We start from the raw sequence: 16,826 nt of genomic DNA, 5'->3' as shown, positions 1-16,826 counted from the left end.
TTCGGGCAGCCCCTTAGTGCGCCACCCCGGCGGCGACGCTTTCGTCGATGAAGCGGCCCTCTTTGAAGCGGTCCAGCGAGAAGGCCTCGGTCAGTGGCGAATGCCCCGTGGCCATCAGCTGTGCCATGCCCCAGCCCGAGCCCGGAATGGCCTTGAAGCCGCCGGTGCCCCATCCGCAGTTGATGAAGCAATTGCCCAGAGGTGTTGACGACAGGATGGGAGAGCGGTCGCCGGTCATATCCACGATCCCGCCCCACTGGCGCAGCATTTTCAGGCGTGAAATCATCGGGAAGGTCTCGACCAGTGCCCGTACCGTTTCCTCGATATGGTGGAAGCTGCCGCGCTGGGTGTAGTTGTTGAACCCGTCGGTGCCGCCGCCGATCACCATCTCGCCCTTGTCGGATTGCGACATATAACCGTGCACGGTGTTGGCCATCACGACCACATCCATACAGGGTTTGATCGGCTCTGATACCAGCGCCTGCAGGGCAATCGCCTCAAGCGGCAGACGGAAGCCCGCCATCTCGGCCAACTGGCCGGAATGGCCTGCCACTACGATCCCCAGCTTGTCACAGTCGATTGAGCCTTTGGTGGTATCAACGCCGACAACGCGACCATTTTCGGACCGAACGCCTTTGACTTCGCATTGCTGGATGATGTCCATCCCCATCGCCGAACATGCGCGGGCATAGCCCCAGGCCACCGCATCGTGGCGCGCGGTGCCGCCGCGTTCCTGCCACAGCGCCCCCAGTACCGGATAGCGGGGGCCGTCGATATTGATGATCGGGACCAGTTCCTTGACGCGCTCGGGGCCGATCCACTCGGTCTTGACGCCTTGCAGCGCGTTTGCGTGGGCGGTGCGCTGATAGCCGCGAATTTCGTGCTGGGTCTGGGCCAGCATCATAACACCGCGCGGGCTGAACATGACATTGTAGTTCAGGTCCTGGCTCAGGTCTTCATACAGGCTACGCGCCTTTTCGTACAAAGCCGCCGACGGATCCTGCAGGTAGTTCGACCGGATGATGGTCGTATTCCGCCCGGTATTGCCGCCACCCAGCCAGCCCTTTTCGATCACGGCGACGTTCTGGATGCCGTAGTTTTTGCCAAGGTAATAGGCCGTCGCCAGACCATGCCCCCCCGCACCGACGATGATCACGTCATAGCGTTTCTTGGGCTGGGGGGACCGCCAGGCGCGTTCCCATCCTGTGTGATAGCGCAACGCTTCGCGCGCCACAGCAAAGGCTGAATAGTGTTTCATAAGCGAATCCATCCGGTTCGGTGATTGTGCGCAGATATGCCGTGTTGGCCGACTCTACCCCTGCCGGGCAACGCCACAATATAGCACTATTGCGACATGTCGCCCTTTCGCGGCCATTTGTCCCTTTTGTCGGGCGTCTGACGGGTCTAAGTCAAAGCAGCTATTTCGGAGGGACCATGACGTTCTGGGTTCTGCTACTGACCATTGCGCTGTTGATCGCGGCGTTCCTGAGCTACAGCCTGCTGCGTGGCCGTCGCGGCGCCGAGCCTGCGGCTGCGTATGATCTGCGGGTCTATCAGGAACAACTGGCCAGCGTTGACCGCGATCTGGCGCGCGGTGTCATTGGTGAAGCGGATGCCGAACGGGTCCGCACCGAAATCTCGCGCCGCATTCTGGCAGCAGATGCACAGATGGCCAAAGAGGTCGCAGGGGCCGGGCCGTCGGGCGTTGTTTCCGCGATCACAATTGCGTGTCTGACCGTGGTTCTGGCGGGCGGCGGGTTGTGGATGTATCAGCGGATCGGCGCGGTTGGTCTGCCGGACATGCCCCTGACCGACCGCATCGAACTGGCCGAGGAGGTGCGTGCAAACCGCCCACCGCAAGCCGCTGCCGAGGAATTGGCGACACCACCGCCACCGCGCGAACTGGATGAAAGCTACGCCAACCTTCTCAAACAGTTACGCGAAACAGTTGAAGCACGACCCGATGATTTGCAGGGGCATATGCTGTTGGCTCAGCACGAAACCAACGCTGGCAACTTCAAGGCCGGATACCAGGCGCAGCAGCGGGTGATCGAGCTGTCCGGAGACACCGCAACCGCGGATGCCTATGCGGATTTCGCCGAGATGATGATTCTGGCGGCCAACGGATATGTCTCGCCCGAAGCGGAACAGGCACTGTCGCAAGCGCTGGATCGCGATCCACGGCACGGGCCGGCCCGGTACTATCTGGGCCAGATGTTGGCGCAGGTCGGACGCCCGGACATCGCTTATCGCATGTGGATCGAAACCCTGCGCGACGCCCCCCGTGGCGCGCCCTGGGCCGAGGCGATCAGGGTTCAACTGGATGAGCTTGCCTTCCGAGCAGGCGTTTTTAACGCGCCGGACATTGCACCGGCCCCTGGACCCAGCCAAGAGGATATGGCCGCCGCAGCCGAGCTGACGCCGGAAGAACGGCAGGAGATGATTCAGGGCATGGTCGACCAGCTTTCAGACCGATTGGCGACCGAAGGCGGCTCGCCCGAGGAATGGGCCCGTCTGATTGCAGCACTTGGGGTACTGGGGCAAGGCCAGCGGGCCATAGATATCCACAAGGAAGCGAAAGTGGTGTTTGCCGATAACGCGGATGCGTTGCAGATGCTGGACGCGGCCGCCCTGCAAGCCGGTATCGCGCAATGATCCACGACGCGTTCGAAGATTTCGCAGCCGCCCTGCCCCCGATGACCGCGCTGATGGGGCTGGACCTTGGGGAAAAGACCATCGGCGTCGCGGTCTCGGACCGGATGCGCGGCGTAGCCAGCCCGCTGGAAACCGTGCGACGCAAAAAGTTCACTCTGGATTCCGCCCGTTTGCTTGAGATCATCGCAGATCGCGAGATCGGCGGCGTCATTCTGGGACTGCCGAAAAACATGGACGGGACTGAGGGGCCAAGGTGCCAATCGACCCGCGCCTTTGCCCGCAATCTGTCGCGCCTGACCGACGTGTCCATCGGGTTCTGGGACGAACGGCTCAGCACGGTTGCGGCAGAAAAGGCACTGCTCGAGGCGGATACGACACGAAAACGTCGCGGACAGGTTATCGACCACGTCGCAGCCGGTTATATCCTGCAGGGAGCGCTGGACAGGCTGCGCTTTCTCTAACTGGTCGGAGACCGCTGATGACAAATATGGTTTGGAAACGGAACGAGGTTGAAAGCCCGTGTGTCCAGATCTGTGTCGTACACCCGACCGAGCGGATCTGCACCGGCTGCTACCGCACCATCGACGAGATCACCCGGTGGTCCAAGATGGACAGCAGCGAACGCGCCGAGATCATGGAAGACCTGTCCGCCCGCAAGCCGCGCCTGGCAAAACGTCGCGGCGGTCGGGCGGCCCGGTTGAACGGTTCCTGAACCCCTAGTTCGTTTTGACGCGCCGGTCCTCGTCCTTGGCATCGGTCGCGCTGTGAATCGGTTCCCGACCGCGCAATTCTTCTGCAAACAGATTGATGATCTCGGACTGGCTTGTCCGAGGCTGGTCGGAGATCGGGCCTTGTTGATCGTCACGGGCCAAATCACCGGGCAAAGGCAGCACAACTCCGTTTCCGGAAAAGATTTTATTTAAGACAGTCCTGAACGTCATTTCGAGCATCCTGTAGTGAATTAAATAATCGATGTCGCCGCGGGTCGCGTCCGAGCTCCGAGGGTCGGCTCAAGAACGTAGCTGAATGTGAGTGGCAACCCGCGGCAACGAGGCTGAGCTAATCAATGCAAACTTCATTTTTACGGGGAAAACACTCAGATTTTCCTCGTTTTTGAGGTTGAAAACACTAAACCCCACAAATTCCAACAAATTCCCTTACGTCACAAAATGACGATATTCAGGGCCCAAAAGGCCATTTTGCGGGTGTTGGGCCCGCTTTCGAATCAAATGTGGTCAGAAATCAGCCCGCAGACAGCCAGGATTTGGCGTTTTCGATCTCTTCCGAGGGGAAGAATTGCGTGCGCGTGCCAAGGACGTGACTGGCGACACGTTGCGCCATCTGCTGCCATGCCTTGTTGCCGACAATCGCCGCGCGATCCAGCATCCGGATATGGCCGCTGGCCAGACGAAAATGCGCAGCCAATGCCGACAATCCCTGCCACCCGTCAAATTCACGCAGGTCAATAAGCAGCCGGAACCCCTCGCGATCCTGCAAAAGCAGGTCCAGATCGCGCCCGGCCTTGGCATATTCCTCGGGGTCCAGCTTTCCAAGAAGGCTCAGTTGCACGCAGGATCCACCCAGATCGGTGACATGGATCGATCCCAGCGATTCCCGCATCCAGCGCCGTGCGGCCTCTAGCTCGGCCAATTCGAATACATGCAGAGGACATGGAAGGATCGGGGCGGCCAGCCGGACACTGGTCTGAACCCATCCCTGATCGGCAACCACACCAATCCGGTCAAAGCCGCGCCAATGGCTCAGGCCCAGCTTGGTGTCCGACCACGCGGCCCCCAGGTCATACCCTTTGAATTCGGGCTGCACGATGGCCAGCAGGCCGACCGTATCATGTTCGGCCAATGCGGCCTCGATCGCGGGAACAAGGGTTTCAGAGTAGTCGGTGCTGGTGACCTGACCGGACAGTTCAACTTCGATCAATGCGCCGTCAGAATTTCTATGAACTGTAATCATGACCCTAATTCTCCACCAAAAATCAATGGGCGGAGACTACGGAGATTCGATCCATTCGGCCACTCCCCCCGTGAACTCGGGGCGAAAATAGGCGATCATTCGACCATCAGGGCCAGCGGTGGCGCTGTCGCCCCATGGTGCAACCCCGTGCAGGCAATGGCGATGCAGCAGATACGCCTCGCCCGGTTTGGCGGGTAAAGCGATCCGGGGACAGGTTTCGAACACCTCTCGCCGCGCGGCCTGATAGGCGTCGGTGATATCGACCTTGTGCAGACCGTCCCTTGGATGCCCGGCCAAAGCGTCCCGGAACATGTCGCCCAGCAGCTTATGGCTGCCTTCCCACAGCACCATCGGGGCGGCGTCTTCGTTGGCCTCGGTCAGCGGGATACCCAAAATCCATGCGTGAGGCTCATCAACCCGGCGGCGGCGGTCCGGACCCATCGGGCGCAACCCATCCACATGCGCAGCATCCCGGTTTCGGCGATAGCGCGCGGCGGCCTCACTCTCCCCACGCCGGGGACGCGGATAGCCCGGATGGATGACCGAGACCTGCCCCCTATGAAGCGGCAGGTTTCCGTAGTGATCCTGAATGAATGACATCGCAACCCCGGTCAGAGGACCCGATTGCCCGACCCTGCCCTGCGCATCATTGGCCAAGGCATCCACGCCCACAAACCACGTTCCTTCGCAATCCAGCCATTCGGCATAGACCGGGTCGTCTATGGACTGTCGGGCCACCGGAAGTGCATGAGCGACCCATACCGCCAGCAAGGGATCATAGGGGAACTTCACCCAGCCCTTGGACCAGAAGTCATCTACCATCCCAGCGCCTTGCGCAGCATGTTCAGCGCAACCAGCGTCAGGAACACCGCAAAGACCCGCTTCAGGGGTTTCGGGTCCATCGCGTGGGCCAGCTTCACCCCCCATGGCGCGGTGATCATGGTCATGGCCACGACAATTCCAAAGGCCACAAGGTTCACGGCCCCGATCGTCAGCGGCGGTCGGTGCTCGGCCGCGATGCCAAGGAACAGGAAGCCCAGAACCGATGGGACGGCAATAATCACGCCAAACCCGGCAGCGGTTGCGACGGCGCGGTGAATGGGTGTGTTATAAAGGCTCATCAACGGCACACCAAAGCTGCCACCGCCGATGCCCATCAGCACGGACAGAAACCCGACCGACGGCGACAGCGCCGCAAGTTTTACGCCCTTTGGCATCGCATCGCCCAAGCGCCATTCGGATTTGCCAAGGCCCAGATAGGCACCGATCACCATACCCAGGATGCCAAACAGGGCCTGCAGCGCCTCGGTCCGCAGGGCCGACGCCACCAGAACACCGACAATCGCACCGACGGCAATCCCCGGCCCCCAGCCGCGCAGGATGTCCCAATCCACCGCGCCCTTCTTGTTATGGGCCAGAACAGAACGGATGGACGTCACGATGATGGTTGCCAGAGAGGTGGCAAGACACAGCTGCATCAATTGCGGACCGCCATAGCCAAGCGTCTGAAAGGCGTAGAAGAACGCGGGTACCAGAACAATGCCACCCCCGACCCCCAACAGCCCTGCCAGCACCCCGGCAAACGCACCGATCACAAGCAAAAGACCCAGCATTTGGGCCAGCAACATCGTCTCGGGCATCTTTCCCCCAAAATACCGGCGCGGGCCGGTGTTACTTGTTCAGGCCTCGGCCAAGGGCGCGACGCGGTCCAGCGCTTGCAGCATCACCTCGGGCCCGGCGCCTTCATGCACCGCACCTTCGGACAAGGCCCGCCGCCAAGCTCTGGCCCCCGGACGCCCGGCAAACAGGCCAAGCATATGTCGCGTGATCTGGTGCAAACGCCCACCATTGGCAAGGTGGCGCTCGACATAAGGCACCATTTGTTGAACGACTGCAATCGGGTCTGACGGGGTTCCGCTCTGGTAAATCTGAATATCCGCTTCGGCCAGAATATCCGTGGGCTGATGATAGGCAGCCCGACCGATCATGACCCCATCCAAACCGGCATCCAGATGCACACGCGCTTCGTTCAATGAGGTGATGCCCCCATTGATCGAGACATGCATGTCCGGAAATTCACCCTTCATCCGATGCACCAGATCATAGTCAAGAGGCGGGATGTCCCGGTTTTCCTTAGGGCTGAGACCCTGCAACCACGCCTTGCGCGCGTGGATCGTGACCCGATCACAGCCTGCGGCCCGGATTTGGGTCAGAAACTCGGGCAGGACCTCCTGCGGCTCCTGATCATCCACCCCGATCCGGCATTTGACCGTAACGTCAACATCCACAGTCTCGCGCATCGCCGCGACACAGTCGGCAACGCGCGCGGGCTCTCGCATCAACACGGCCCCGAAGGTTCCCGATTGCACACGATCCGAGGGGCAGCCGCAGTTCAGGTTGATCTCATCATAGCCCGCATCCGCCCCAAGCCGCGCCGCCTGCGCGAGCTCTTGCGGGTCCGAGCCGCCAAGTTGCAGGGCAACCGGGTGTTCCTGAGGGTTGTATTCGAGAAGATGCAGCGCCCCACCCCGCACCAGTGCCGGGGCTGTCACCATCTCGGTATACAGCAGCGTTTCACGGCTAAGGAGCCGGTGCAGATACCGGCAATGGCGGTCCGTCCAGTCCATCATCGGTGCCACGCTTAAACGCGCTGCTGTTTTTGCTCTGCCAGTCACAGCAAATCTCCGTCTTGGTCCGGGTACAAGTTGCATCCCCCTGCCGCCGAAACCCGGCTGGCCCGGTCTAGCACTTCTTTGTCTGGAATTACTATCGACCTTTCAGGTCTTCAACGGTGCGCGAACCAGATCTTTCAGCCATAGCGTTGGATGGGTTTCAATTCGGCGCACCCAACTTGCCGCTATTCAAACTGATCACAGAGCTATTGTGATCACCAGGTAGGTAAAAAAGACCAGAAAGCCGACGATTCCCATTGACCGGATAGGCTTCTCTTCGATTGGCAGCGCATATTGCAGCGCGGAAAGGATCGGGCCAGAGCGGGCCAGCAAGCGGATCAGCAGCGTTCCAAGCGCAGCGGCCCAGAGCCAAAAGCTGGTGATGAAAGCTGTAAAAAGAACAGCAAAGCCCAAAGGGCTGTCAATGCCGTCAGCATCGAAGCCAAATGCGCCCAAAAACCCATATAGAAAGACAAAAGCGGTTGTTAGCAGACCAGACGACGTGGCGCCGAAGGCCTGAGTGAACAGCCATATGATTACTAATATGATGACAAAAATGATGAGGGCTGTGAACACCAGATCGAAGAAAATTGCCCAGCTTAGCGACATCGACTTTTTTAAACTTTGCTGCAAGACCTTTCTGGTGACGTAAAGCGCCGGATAGTCTCCGATCCCGTTGAAAAGCAATCCCGCCAATAGGAGCATGAATATGTTTGAGGCAGTTATTTCTTCGTCGCCCAATGGTTGTCGACTGTCCGGAAGGAAAAGTCGCATCAGTAAGACCACCGAGAAAAAGAAAACGGCTGAAAGAACAAACGATCTGCTAAGGCATTTCCAGCTCAAGTGCCGTTCCCCAAAGAACTTTTCGAACATCGCAAGAACGGATTGAACGACAGGGCTGTTTCCGGGGGGTGGCTTAAGCAATATCAGCCAGGCGGCCAGATCATCCCTGAACTCTTTCGATATGCAGTCGTCACCCTTCCAGAACACGGCAAGTACAGCCAGAATGATGGCTGAGCCCCCCAGAAGTTCGACCAAATCACCCCAAGGCACTAGAAATTTCCTTTGAGCAGATGCAATTTCATCTTACCCGGTGGTGGAAATTTTCCAAACCATCAGGTGCCGGACGCATGCGACGGTCGTCAATCCATTGTTTTTAGACTAAATTCTCAAGGCCTATCGCCGGCACAAATGGTGGACGCGCCCGTCGTTCACGGTGTGTGTCAGGTCTCGATGCCGTAGCGGCTGATCATCATATCGACGCTGTTCTCGATCGTTTCGGCCATTTCAGATTGGCTCAGGACCGAACCGCTGAACAGCATCGGCCAAAAGGCGCGGGCCTTGATCAAGCCGATAAACTCTTTCCCGGCCTGATCGGGGTTGTCGATTTTTAACTGACCGTCTTCCGCCGCATTGCGCAGCATGTCCGAGAACACGGCTGTTTTATCCAGCTTGCCCTGCGCCTCGACCGCAAGGGATGGGTTGCGCAGGGTTTCGCTTATCACCATGCGCGACATCGCAATCACATCCGGCAGCATCAGAATGCGGCCTTCGGCCCAGGCAAGCTCGGTCAGTTGCGCGCGTATATCGCGGCCCTTTTCGTACTTCATCTCGACCACTTCCGCGAACCTGTTTGACAGTTCCACCACGATGGAGCGGAAGAGGTTCTCCTTGCTTTCGAAATACTTATACAGCGTGCGCTTGGACACTTCGGCCTTGGCCGAAATGCGATCCATACTGGCCGCGGCGAACCCTTTTTCCAGAAACTCGGCCACGGCAGCATCGATGATCTGTGCGTATTTGGACGCATTCGGGGCGCTGCATTCGTTCATACCCGAGCTATAGACCCATTGACCGGCGCGGGTCAAACCCTACGTAAACTCACCAGTTTACAGGTCGCGAAAATTATGCCACTTGTAAACGCGCCAGTTTACCGACTCAGGTAATTAGCCAACAGGAGAGTCCCCCTATGACCCTTACTTTGAAACTGAACGGCCAGACCCACACGGTCGACGCCGAACCCGGCACGCCCCTTTTGTGGGTGATCCGTGATGAGCTGAAGCTGACAGGAACCAAATTTGGTTGCGGTGTCGCCTCGTGCGGCGCGTGCACCGTGCATCTGGATGGTGAACCCGTTCGGTCCTGCCAAACCTATGTCGAAGATGTCGAAGGTGCCGAGATCACCACAATCGAAGCCATTGGCGATGACAAAATCGGCGCTGCTGTTCAACAGGCCTGGGTTGAACTTGATGTCGTTCAATGCGGGTATTGCCAATCCGGTCAGGTGATGTCTGCGGTTGGGCTGCTGTCTGAAAACCCCAAGCCGTCAGTTGAAGAAATCGACGACTACATGGCTGGCAACGCCTGCCGCTGCGCCACCTATCAACGCATCCGCGCCGGTATCCAGCGTGCATCCGAAATTCTGGAGGCCTGATCATGACCATCAACACCTCTCGCCGTGGATTTCTGAAAGGCGCTGCTGCCGCTGGTGCCGTGCTTCTGGTTGGTGCCCGACCCGATGGTGCGCTGGCGGCGGCCTCGTCCGAGACCGCGACGTTCAACCCGTTTGTGAAAATCGATGCCGATGGCACTGTGACGGCTATCGTAAAGCACTTTGAAAAAGGTCAGGGCCCTGCAACCGGTCTGCCGACGCTGATCGCCGAGGAAATCGGCCTGACCATGGACCAGATCGAATACGAGTTCGCCCCGTCCGATCCGAATGTCTACAACAACCTTCTGTTCGGCCCGTTCCAGGGCACTGGCGGGTCCACCGCGATGGCGAATTCGTGGATGCAATACCGCCAGGCCGGGGCTGCGGCGCGTGAGATGCTGATCAACGCTGCCGCACAAAGCTGGGGCGTGGATGCGTCGGGCATCACCATTGAGGAAGGCATCGTGAAGGCAGGCGACAAGTCGGCGCCCATCGCTGAATTCGTGGCCGCCGCGTCTCAGTTAGAGGCCCCCGCTGAACCCCGCCTGAAAGACCCGTCCGAGTTCCGGTTGATCGGCAATGACTCCGTTCGTCGCAAGGATTCGGCCATCAAGGGCAACGGTCAGGCGATGTATGCCATGGACGTTCACCTGCCCAATCAGATGGTCGCCATGATCAAGCGCCCAGAATCGAAAGGCAGCATCGCCCTTGGCTTTGACGACAGCGCGTCGAAAGAGGTCAAAGGCTATATCAACGCCGCCGTGCTGCCCAATCAGGCGGGTGTTGCCGTGTACGCGGAAAATACCTGGGCCGCGATTCAGGCGCGCGATGCGCTTGAGGTCGAGTGGGATTTGTCCGGCGCTGAAACCCGCGACTCGGACCAGATCAAGGCCGAGATCATGGCGGCGCTGGACGCAGCACCCAAGTATAACGTGAGCAAGGCTGACGCCGCCGCTGTGGCAGCCGCCATCGACGGGGCGGACAAGGTTGTCGAAAAGACCTTCTACTTCCCGTTGCTGGCCCATGCACCGATGGAGCCGCTGAACTGCACCATCGAGCAAACGGCAAAGGGTGACATCGTCCTGCATGACGGCGCGCAGATGCCGACCGGGCCGCATATGGCCTATCAGCAGATCTTCCAACTGCCGCCCGAGAAGATCCACATCAAAACCATGCTGGCAGGCGGGTCTTTCGGTCGCCGTGCAACCCCGGACGCGGATTATCAGGTCGAGGCTGCGCTGGCCTTTGTCGTCACCGACCGCTCGCGCCCGGTCAAGCTGGTCTGGACGCGCGAGGATGACATTCGCAGCGGGTACTACCGCCCTGCCTTTGGTCACAAGGTTCGTGTGGGTCTGGACGCCGACGGCAACATCGTCGGCTGGCAGCACCAGATCGCAGGTCAATCCGTCATCAAGGGCACTCCGTTCGAGGCGGTTTTGGTGCATGACGGCATCGACCACAGCTCGGTCGAGGGTGTTTCGGACAGCCCCTATTCGATCCCTGGCATGGCGGTGGGTCTGACGGACACGCCGAAGGCAACCACGGTTCTGTGGTGGCGCTCGGTGGGTCACACCCACACCGCTTATACGATGGAAACCATGATGGATCTGGTGGCCGAGGCCGCAGGGCGCGACCCGGTCGAGTTCCGTCTGGCGCATCTGTCCGACACCAGCAACGCCGACCAGCAGCGCAAGGCAGCCGTCTTGAAGCTGGCGACCGAAAAAGCGGGTTGGGGCAACGCGCCAGAGGGTCGGTCCCAAGGGATTGCGGTGCACAAGTCCTTCGGGTCTTACGCGGCTGAAGTGGTCGAGGTCTCGGGCGATCCGGACAGCGGTATCAAGATCGAAAAGGTCACCTGTGCCGTCGATTGCGGTATTGCCGTGAACCCGGATGTTGTCCGCGCCCAGATGGAAGGGGGCATCGGATACGGGATCGGGCACGTCATGCGCGACCAGATCACCTTGACCAGCGGAGCGGTGGATCAGTTCAACTTCCCCGATTACGAGCCTCTGCGGATCGGCGATATTGCCGCAATCGACGTCCATATCGTGCCGTCTGCCGAAGCACCAACTGGTGTGGGTGAACCCGGAACGCCGCCCTCGGCCCCTGCCCTGGCCAACGCTATTCGCGCAATGTCGGGCAACCTGGTGGCCGAGCTTCCGATGGCTGAAAACGGGGTCAGCTTCGCCTGATCCGCAATACGCCGCGCCGGGTCGTACTGACTCGGCGCGGCATATCATTTTTCCGGCCAGAAAAAATTTGATCAAATTTCGTGACAAGCGCACATGCCTTCGATACATCTCGGATAACCCGAGGAACGGAGGCCCCAATGGACCTGAATGCCCTTCACAATTTCCGCGTCGCGGCCTGTGATCTTAACGGGCAGATGCGGGGTAAGCGCGTGCCACCTGCCTATGCGGACAAGCTGTCCAAAGGCGCGGTTCGGATGCCGTTTTCCGCCCTGAATGTCGACCTGTGGGGCGCGGATATCGAAGGCAGCCCGCTGGTGTTTGAAACCGGCGACGCCGATGGCGTATTGCTGCCAACTGAACGCGGCGCGGTTCCGGTCCCGTGGTTGAACGCCGAAACGGCCCTGGTGCCTATGAGCCTTTATGACGATGACGGCACACCCTTTGCAGGCGACCCGCGCCACGCGCTGGGGGCCATCCTGTCGCGTTATACACAGCGCGGCTGGTCCGTGGTCGCCGCGACCGAGTTGGAATTCACGCTGCTGGATGCCTCAGGCCCTCAGCCTCAGCCGCCGATCAACCCGGTGACAGGTCACCGTCTGGCGGATGAGGCGGTCCTCTCCGTCACGGAAATGGACGCGTTCGAGGCGTTCTTCAACGACCTCTACGACGGTTGCGCGGCAATGGGCATTCCTGCGCAAACCGCCATTTCCGAAAGCGGGATCGGCCAGTTCGAAATCAACCTGAACCATCAGGACGCCATGCGTTGCGCCGATGATACATGGCTTTTCAAGGGTTTGACACGAGGATTGGCGCGCAAACACGGGTTTGCCGCGACCTTCATGTCAAAGCCTTACGCTAATGACGCCGGAAACGGGATGCATGTGCATTTCTCAGTCCTTGACCAGAACGGCCAGAACATCTTTGACGATGGCGGGCCCCAAGGCACCTATCTGCTGCGCGCTGCAGTCGCCGGATGCCTTGCCGCTATGCCCGCCAGCACCCTGATTTTTGCGCCGCACGGGAACTCCTACACCCGGCTTGTGCCCAGCGCGCATGCCCCGACGGGGGCAAGCTGGGCCTATGAAAACAGAACCGCAGCCATTCGCATTCCGGGCGGTGCCCCGGCGGCACGGCGGATCGAACACCGCGTGGCCGGGGGCGACATCAACCCTTATCTGATGCTGACCGCTGTCCTTGGCGCGGCGCTGCTGGGGATTGAAGACGGCCTGACGCCCCCCGCCCCGATCACAGGAAACGCATACGAGATTGACGGCTTGCCGCAACTGGCTGACAGTTGGGCGGCGGCCATCGACGCGTTCGAAACAGACCCGCTGATGACGCGCCTGTTCCCGACCGAACTGATCCGCAACATGGCAATGACCAAGCGGCAGGAAATCGCGCGCTTTGCGGACCGTCCCGAAGATCAGCACTGGCTGAGTTACCTCGAAGCAGTCTGACCCCTTGCCCGCCGAGTGGGACTCGGGTATTTCTGAATTTGATCAAATTTGGTGACTTATGAAAATCGGCATTCTACAGACCGGCCACACCCCTGATGCGCTTCGGGATACATTCGGGGATTACGATTCACTCTTTCCCGACCTGCTGGACGGGCACGGGCTGGATTTTGAAAGCTACCCCGTCGTTGATGGGATCTTCCCGACCGGTGCAGAGGATGCCGAAGGCTGGCTGATCACCGGCTCGCGCCATGGCGCGTATGAGGATCTGCCGTGGATTCCCCGGCTTGAGGCGCTGATCCGCGAAATCCATCAAAGTGGTAAACCGCTTGTGGGCGTGTGTTTCGGCCACCAGATCATCGCGCAGGCCTTGGGTGGAACCGTCCGGAAATTCGATGGCGGCTGGGCCGTGGGGCGCACAGAATATGACTATGACGGCGAAAAAGTCTGGCTGAACGCCTGGCATCAGGATCAGGTTGTCGCGGTGCCGGACGGGGCCGAGGTCACTGGGCACAACGACTTCTGCCAGAACGCGATGCTGCGCTATGGCGATCAGATCTGGACGGTTCAGGCCCACCCCGAGTTCACTAACGACTTCGTTTCGGGCCTGATGCGCACGCGCGGCAAGGGCGTGGTGCCCGATGATCTGATGCAAGCCGCCGCAAACCGGCAAACCGCGCCGGATCATAATGCCCGGATCGCGCAGGTCATGGCAGATTTCCTGAAGAAAGCGAGGGACTGATGGCCGATTGGACAGACGACTTACCGCAGGCCGCGCAGAACTATATCGACGGGCACCGGCTGGACGAAGTGGAATGCATTATCTCGGACCTGCCCGGTATCGCGCGGGGCAAGGCCGTTCCGGCTTCGAAATTTGCCCGCCAATCCTATTTCCACCTGCCCGACAGTATCTTCTACCAGACCATCACGGGCGGCTGGGGTGAGGCTGCGGGCGAGGACGGGTTCATCGAACGGGACATGATCCTGAAACCGGATTTCACGACCGCATCTGCCGCACCCTGGACCGGTGACTGGACCTTGCAAGTGATCCACGACGCCTATGACAGGGACGGAGAGCCCATCCCCTACAGCCCCCGCAACGTGTTGAAACGCGTTGTGCAGATGTATCACGACAAAGGCTGGAAACCTGTCGTCGCGCCCGAGATGGAATTCTTTCTGGTCGCCCGCAATGTCGACCCCGCCCAATCAATCGAGCCGATGATGGGCCGGTCTGGACGTCCGGCTGCCGCCCGGCAGGCCTATTCCATGACTGCGGTGGATGAATTCGGCCCAGTGATCGACGACATCTATGATTTCGCGGAGCATCAGGGGTTCGAGATCGACGGCATCACTCAGGAAGGCGGCGCGGGACAGTTGGAGATCAACCTGCGCCACGGCAATCCGGTCAAGCTGGCCGATGAGGTGTTCTATTTCAAACGCCTGATCCGCGAGGCCGCCCTGCGCCACAACTGTTTCGCCACCTTCATGGCAAAACCGATTGAGGATGAGCCCGGCTCGGCCATGCACATCCATCACTCGATCACAGATATTGAAACGGGTCAGAACATCTTTTCCGGCCCGCAAGGCGGTGAGACGGATGCGTTTTATCACTTCATCGCAGGGCTGCAGAGCCATTTGCCCGCTGGTCTGGCGGTGATGGCGCCTTACGTGAATTCCTATCGCCGCTACGTCAAAGACCACGCTGCGCCGATCAATCTGGAGTGGGCGCGGGACAACCGCACCACCGGCATTCGCGTGCCCCTGTCGGGCCCCGAGGCGCGGCGCATCGAGAACCGCATCGCCGGGATGGATTGCAACCCGTATCTGGGCATCGCTTTGTCGCTGGCCTGCGGGTATCTGGGGCTAATCCAACAGGAACGCCCCCGCCGTCAGTTCTATGGCGACGCGTATGAAGGCGACGGCGACATCCCTCAGGTCATGGGCAACGCGCTGGATCTGTTCGACGAGGCCACCGAGTTGCATGACATTCTGGGCCCCGAATTCGCCCGCGTCTACGGTATCGTAAAACGGGCCGAGTATGAGGAGTTCCTGCAGGTGATCTCCCCCTGGGAGCGTGAGCACCTTTTGCTGAACGTCTGAGCCTGTTGAGGCGTTCGGGATATCCGTATTTGGAACGAGAAGAAGATGAATCTGCTCTACTCCAATGACCGCAAGGCCGAGTATCCGGCAAGCTGGTACGCCGCGACCGCAAATCCGCTGGAGCCGTTCCCGGCGTTTGAGGGCGAGGCCCGCGCCGATGTATGTATCGTTGGCGGCGGCTATACAGGGTTGTCGGCCGCGCTGCATCTGGCCGAAGCCGGGATGGATGTGGTGCTGCTTGAGGCGCACCGTGTCGGGTTCGGAGCCTCAGGCCGCAATGGCGGGCAGTTGGGCAGCGCGCAGAGGATGGATCAGGAAGATCTGGAACGGCTGGTCGGGCTGGACGATGCCGCCAAGCTGTGGGATCTGGCCGAAGACGCTAAGGATCTGGTCAAGTCCCTGATCGCGAAGCACAAGATTGATTGCGATCTGAAACCCGGCGTTGCGGGGCTTGGGTTGTCAGTTGCGGAACAGAACGACCTGCATGACCACGCTGCCCATTTGTCGGACCGGTATGGCTATGACCAGATCGAGTTGCTGGACGAAGAGGCGGGGCATGCGCTGTGCCCCTCACCTGCTTACAAAGGCGGCTATCTGGACAGGGGCGCGGCGCATCTGCATCCGTTGAACTATGCGCTTGGGCTTGCAAAGGCGGCGCATTCGGCGGGCGCGCGCGTTTTTGAAGGCACCGAGGTTCTGGGGATCGACGAAGGCGACCCCGCCTTGGTCCGCACCCAGCATGGCGCGGTTCGCGCCCGGAACGTCATTCTGGCCTGTAACGGCTATCTCGGTGCGTTGAACCAGAAGGTGGCCGCGCGGGTTATGCCGATCAACAACTTCATCGCCGCGACCGAGCCGTTGGGGGACGACGCCGCGCGCGTGCTCACTCAGGACGTTGCCGTTGCGGATACGAAATTTGTGGTGAATTACTTCCGCCTCAGCGCGGATGGGCGGTTGTTGTTTGGCGGCGGTGAAAGCTATGGGTATCGGTTTCCGTCCGACATCGCCTCGACGGTGCGCAAACCGATGACCGAGATTTTCCCGCATCTCCGGGACGTCAAAATCGATTTTGCCTGGGGCGGCACGCTTGCGATTACGATGCGCCGGATGCCGTATCTTGCGCGGGTTGCACCCAATATTCTGTCAGCTTCCGGCTATTCCGGCCACGGGGTCGGGACTGCGACTCATGCGGGTCAACTGATGGCTCTGGCCATTCAGGGACAGGCCGAAGGGTTCGATACATTGGCCCGCGTGCCCGCCTTGCCCTTCCCCGGCGGCCCCGCCCTGCGCAGCCCGCTGCTGGTGCTGGCGATGACCTGGTATGCGATGCGGGACAGGCTGGGCATCTGAC

17 protein-coding genes are annotated in these 16,826 nt (G+C 60.1%); 9 read left to right on the top strand and 8 right to left on the bottom strand.

Going from position 1 to position 16,826, the window contains the following annotated elements; all coding sequences use genetic code 11:
* Positions 1-13: 13 nt before the first annotated feature.
* Positions 14-1,258: a sarcosine oxidase subunit beta family protein gene (locus ACR0AC_RS05655; protein WP_170519556.1), complete on the bottom strand. Its 1,245-nt coding sequence runs from the start codon at positions 1,256-1,258 to the stop codon at positions 14-16.
* 176 nt (positions 1,259-1,434) lie between these two features.
* On the opposite strand from ACR0AC_RS05655, the gene ccmI reads away from it, so the two are divergent.
* From ccmI to ACR0AC_RS05640, 3 genes are read left to right on the top strand one after another with little or no spacing between them, the layout of a single operon-like run.
* Positions 1,435-2,655: a c-type cytochrome biogenesis protein CcmI gene (gene ccmI, locus ACR0AC_RS05650; RefSeq protein WP_480872327.1), complete on the top strand. Its 1,221-nt coding sequence runs from the start codon at positions 1,435-1,437 to the stop codon at positions 2,653-2,655.
* Complete coding sequence (gene ruvX / locus ACR0AC_RS05645; RefSeq protein WP_170449736.1) at positions 2,652-3,116, top strand: Holliday junction resolvase RuvX; 465 nt, start codon at positions 2,652-2,654, stop codon at positions 3,114-3,116. The genes ccmI and ruvX overlap by 4 nt, the downstream gene beginning before the upstream one ends.
* A 17-nt stretch (positions 3,117-3,133) precedes the next feature.
* A complete protein-coding gene (locus tag ACR0AC_RS05640) occupies positions 3,134-3,367 on the top strand; it encodes a DUF1289 domain-containing protein (RefSeq protein WP_170735163.1) in 234 nt (77 codons plus the stop codon).
* A gap of 4 nt (positions 3,368-3,371) precedes the next feature.
* On the opposite strand, the gene ACR0AC_RS05635 is transcribed toward ACR0AC_RS05640, so the two are convergent.
* The 7 genes from ACR0AC_RS05635 to ACR0AC_RS05605 form a co-directional block, all read right to left on the bottom strand.
* The gene (locus tag ACR0AC_RS05635) at positions 3,372-3,548 is read right to left on the bottom strand and encodes a hypothetical protein (protein ID WP_170622023.1); all 177 of its coding nucleotides are present in this window, start codon (positions 3,546-3,548) and stop codon (positions 3,372-3,374) included.
* Between the two features lie 349 nt (positions 3,549-3,897).
* On the bottom strand, positions 3,898-4,626 hold the full coding sequence (locus ACR0AC_RS05630; protein ID WP_170449726.1) for a SpoIIAA family protein: 729 nt from the start codon (positions 4,624-4,626) through the stop codon (positions 3,898-3,900).
* Positions 4,627-4,662: 36 nt separating this feature from the next.
* The gene (locus tag ACR0AC_RS05625; protein WP_480872325.1) at positions 4,663-5,448 is read right to left on the bottom strand and encodes a hypothetical protein; all 786 of its coding nucleotides are present in this window, start codon (positions 5,446-5,448) and stop codon (positions 4,663-4,665) included.
* Positions 5,442-6,266 (bottom strand): sulfite exporter TauE/SafE family protein, encoded by an 825-nt coding sequence (locus tag ACR0AC_RS05620; protein ID WP_480872323.1) that lies wholly within the window; start codon positions 6,264-6,266, stop codon positions 5,442-5,444. Before ACR0AC_RS05620 ends, ACR0AC_RS05625 begins: the two co-directional genes overlap by 7 nt.
* A 39-nt stretch (positions 6,267-6,305) precedes the next feature.
* Positions 6,306-7,337, bottom strand: a complete 1,032-nt coding sequence (gene dusA / locus ACR0AC_RS05615; RefSeq protein ID WP_170449718.1) for a tRNA dihydrouridine(20/20a) synthase DusA — start codon at positions 7,335-7,337, stop codon at positions 6,306-6,308.
* A 159-nt stretch (positions 7,338-7,496) separates the two neighbouring features.
* Complete coding sequence (locus ACR0AC_RS05610; protein ID WP_170449715.1) at positions 7,497-8,336, bottom strand: hypothetical protein; 840 nt, start codon at positions 8,334-8,336, stop codon at positions 7,497-7,499.
* A 185-nt stretch (positions 8,337-8,521) separates the two neighbouring features.
* On the bottom strand, positions 8,522-9,166 hold the full coding sequence (locus tag ACR0AC_RS05605; RefSeq protein ID WP_480872321.1) for a TetR/AcrR family transcriptional regulator: 645 nt from the start codon (positions 9,164-9,166) through the stop codon (positions 8,522-8,524).
* Between the two features lie 101 nt (positions 9,167-9,267).
* Here ACR0AC_RS05605 and ACR0AC_RS05600 point away from each other — a divergent pair, with 101 nt between their 5' ends.
* The 6 genes from ACR0AC_RS05600 (at position 9,268) to ACR0AC_RS05575 (ending at position 16,825) form a co-directional block, all read left to right on the top strand.
* Positions 9,268-9,732 carry a (2Fe-2S)-binding protein gene (locus tag ACR0AC_RS05600; RefSeq protein WP_170449709.1) on the top strand — a complete coding sequence of 155 codons (465 nt, stop codon included), beginning with the start codon at positions 9,268-9,270 and terminating at the stop codon, positions 9,730-9,732.
* Positions 9,733-9,734: 2 nt separating this feature from the next.
* Positions 9,735-11,921 (top strand): xanthine dehydrogenase family protein molybdopterin-binding subunit, encoded by a 2,187-nt coding sequence (locus tag ACR0AC_RS05595; protein WP_480872319.1) that lies wholly within the window; start codon positions 9,735-9,737, stop codon positions 11,919-11,921.
* 137 nt (positions 11,922-12,058) lie between these two features.
* Positions 12,059-13,378 (top strand): glutamine synthetase family protein, encoded by a 1,320-nt coding sequence (locus tag ACR0AC_RS05590; protein ID WP_170519578.1) that lies wholly within the window; start codon positions 12,059-12,061, stop codon positions 13,376-13,378.
* A 58-nt stretch (positions 13,379-13,436) separates the two neighbouring features.
* Positions 13,437-14,117 carry a type 1 glutamine amidotransferase gene (locus tag ACR0AC_RS05585; RefSeq protein ID WP_480872317.1) on the top strand — a complete coding sequence of 227 codons (681 nt, stop codon included), beginning with the start codon at positions 13,437-13,439 and terminating at the stop codon, positions 14,115-14,117.
* Positions 14,117-15,475, top strand: a complete 1,359-nt coding sequence (locus ACR0AC_RS05580) for a glutamine synthetase family protein (RefSeq protein WP_170449702.1) — start codon at positions 14,117-14,119, stop codon at positions 15,473-15,475. Before ACR0AC_RS05585 ends, ACR0AC_RS05580 begins: the two co-directional genes overlap by 1 nt.
* 45 nt (positions 15,476-15,520) lie before the next feature.
* On the top strand, positions 15,521-16,825 hold the full coding sequence (locus ACR0AC_RS05575) for an NAD(P)/FAD-dependent oxidoreductase (protein WP_480872315.1): 1,305 nt from the start codon (positions 15,521-15,523) through the stop codon (positions 16,823-16,825).
* Position 16,826: the final 1 nt, after the last annotated feature.

It is taken from the genome of Ruegeria sp. H7, assembly GCF_056532945.1.
This window is presented reverse-complemented; position numbering and strand designations above follow the sequence as displayed.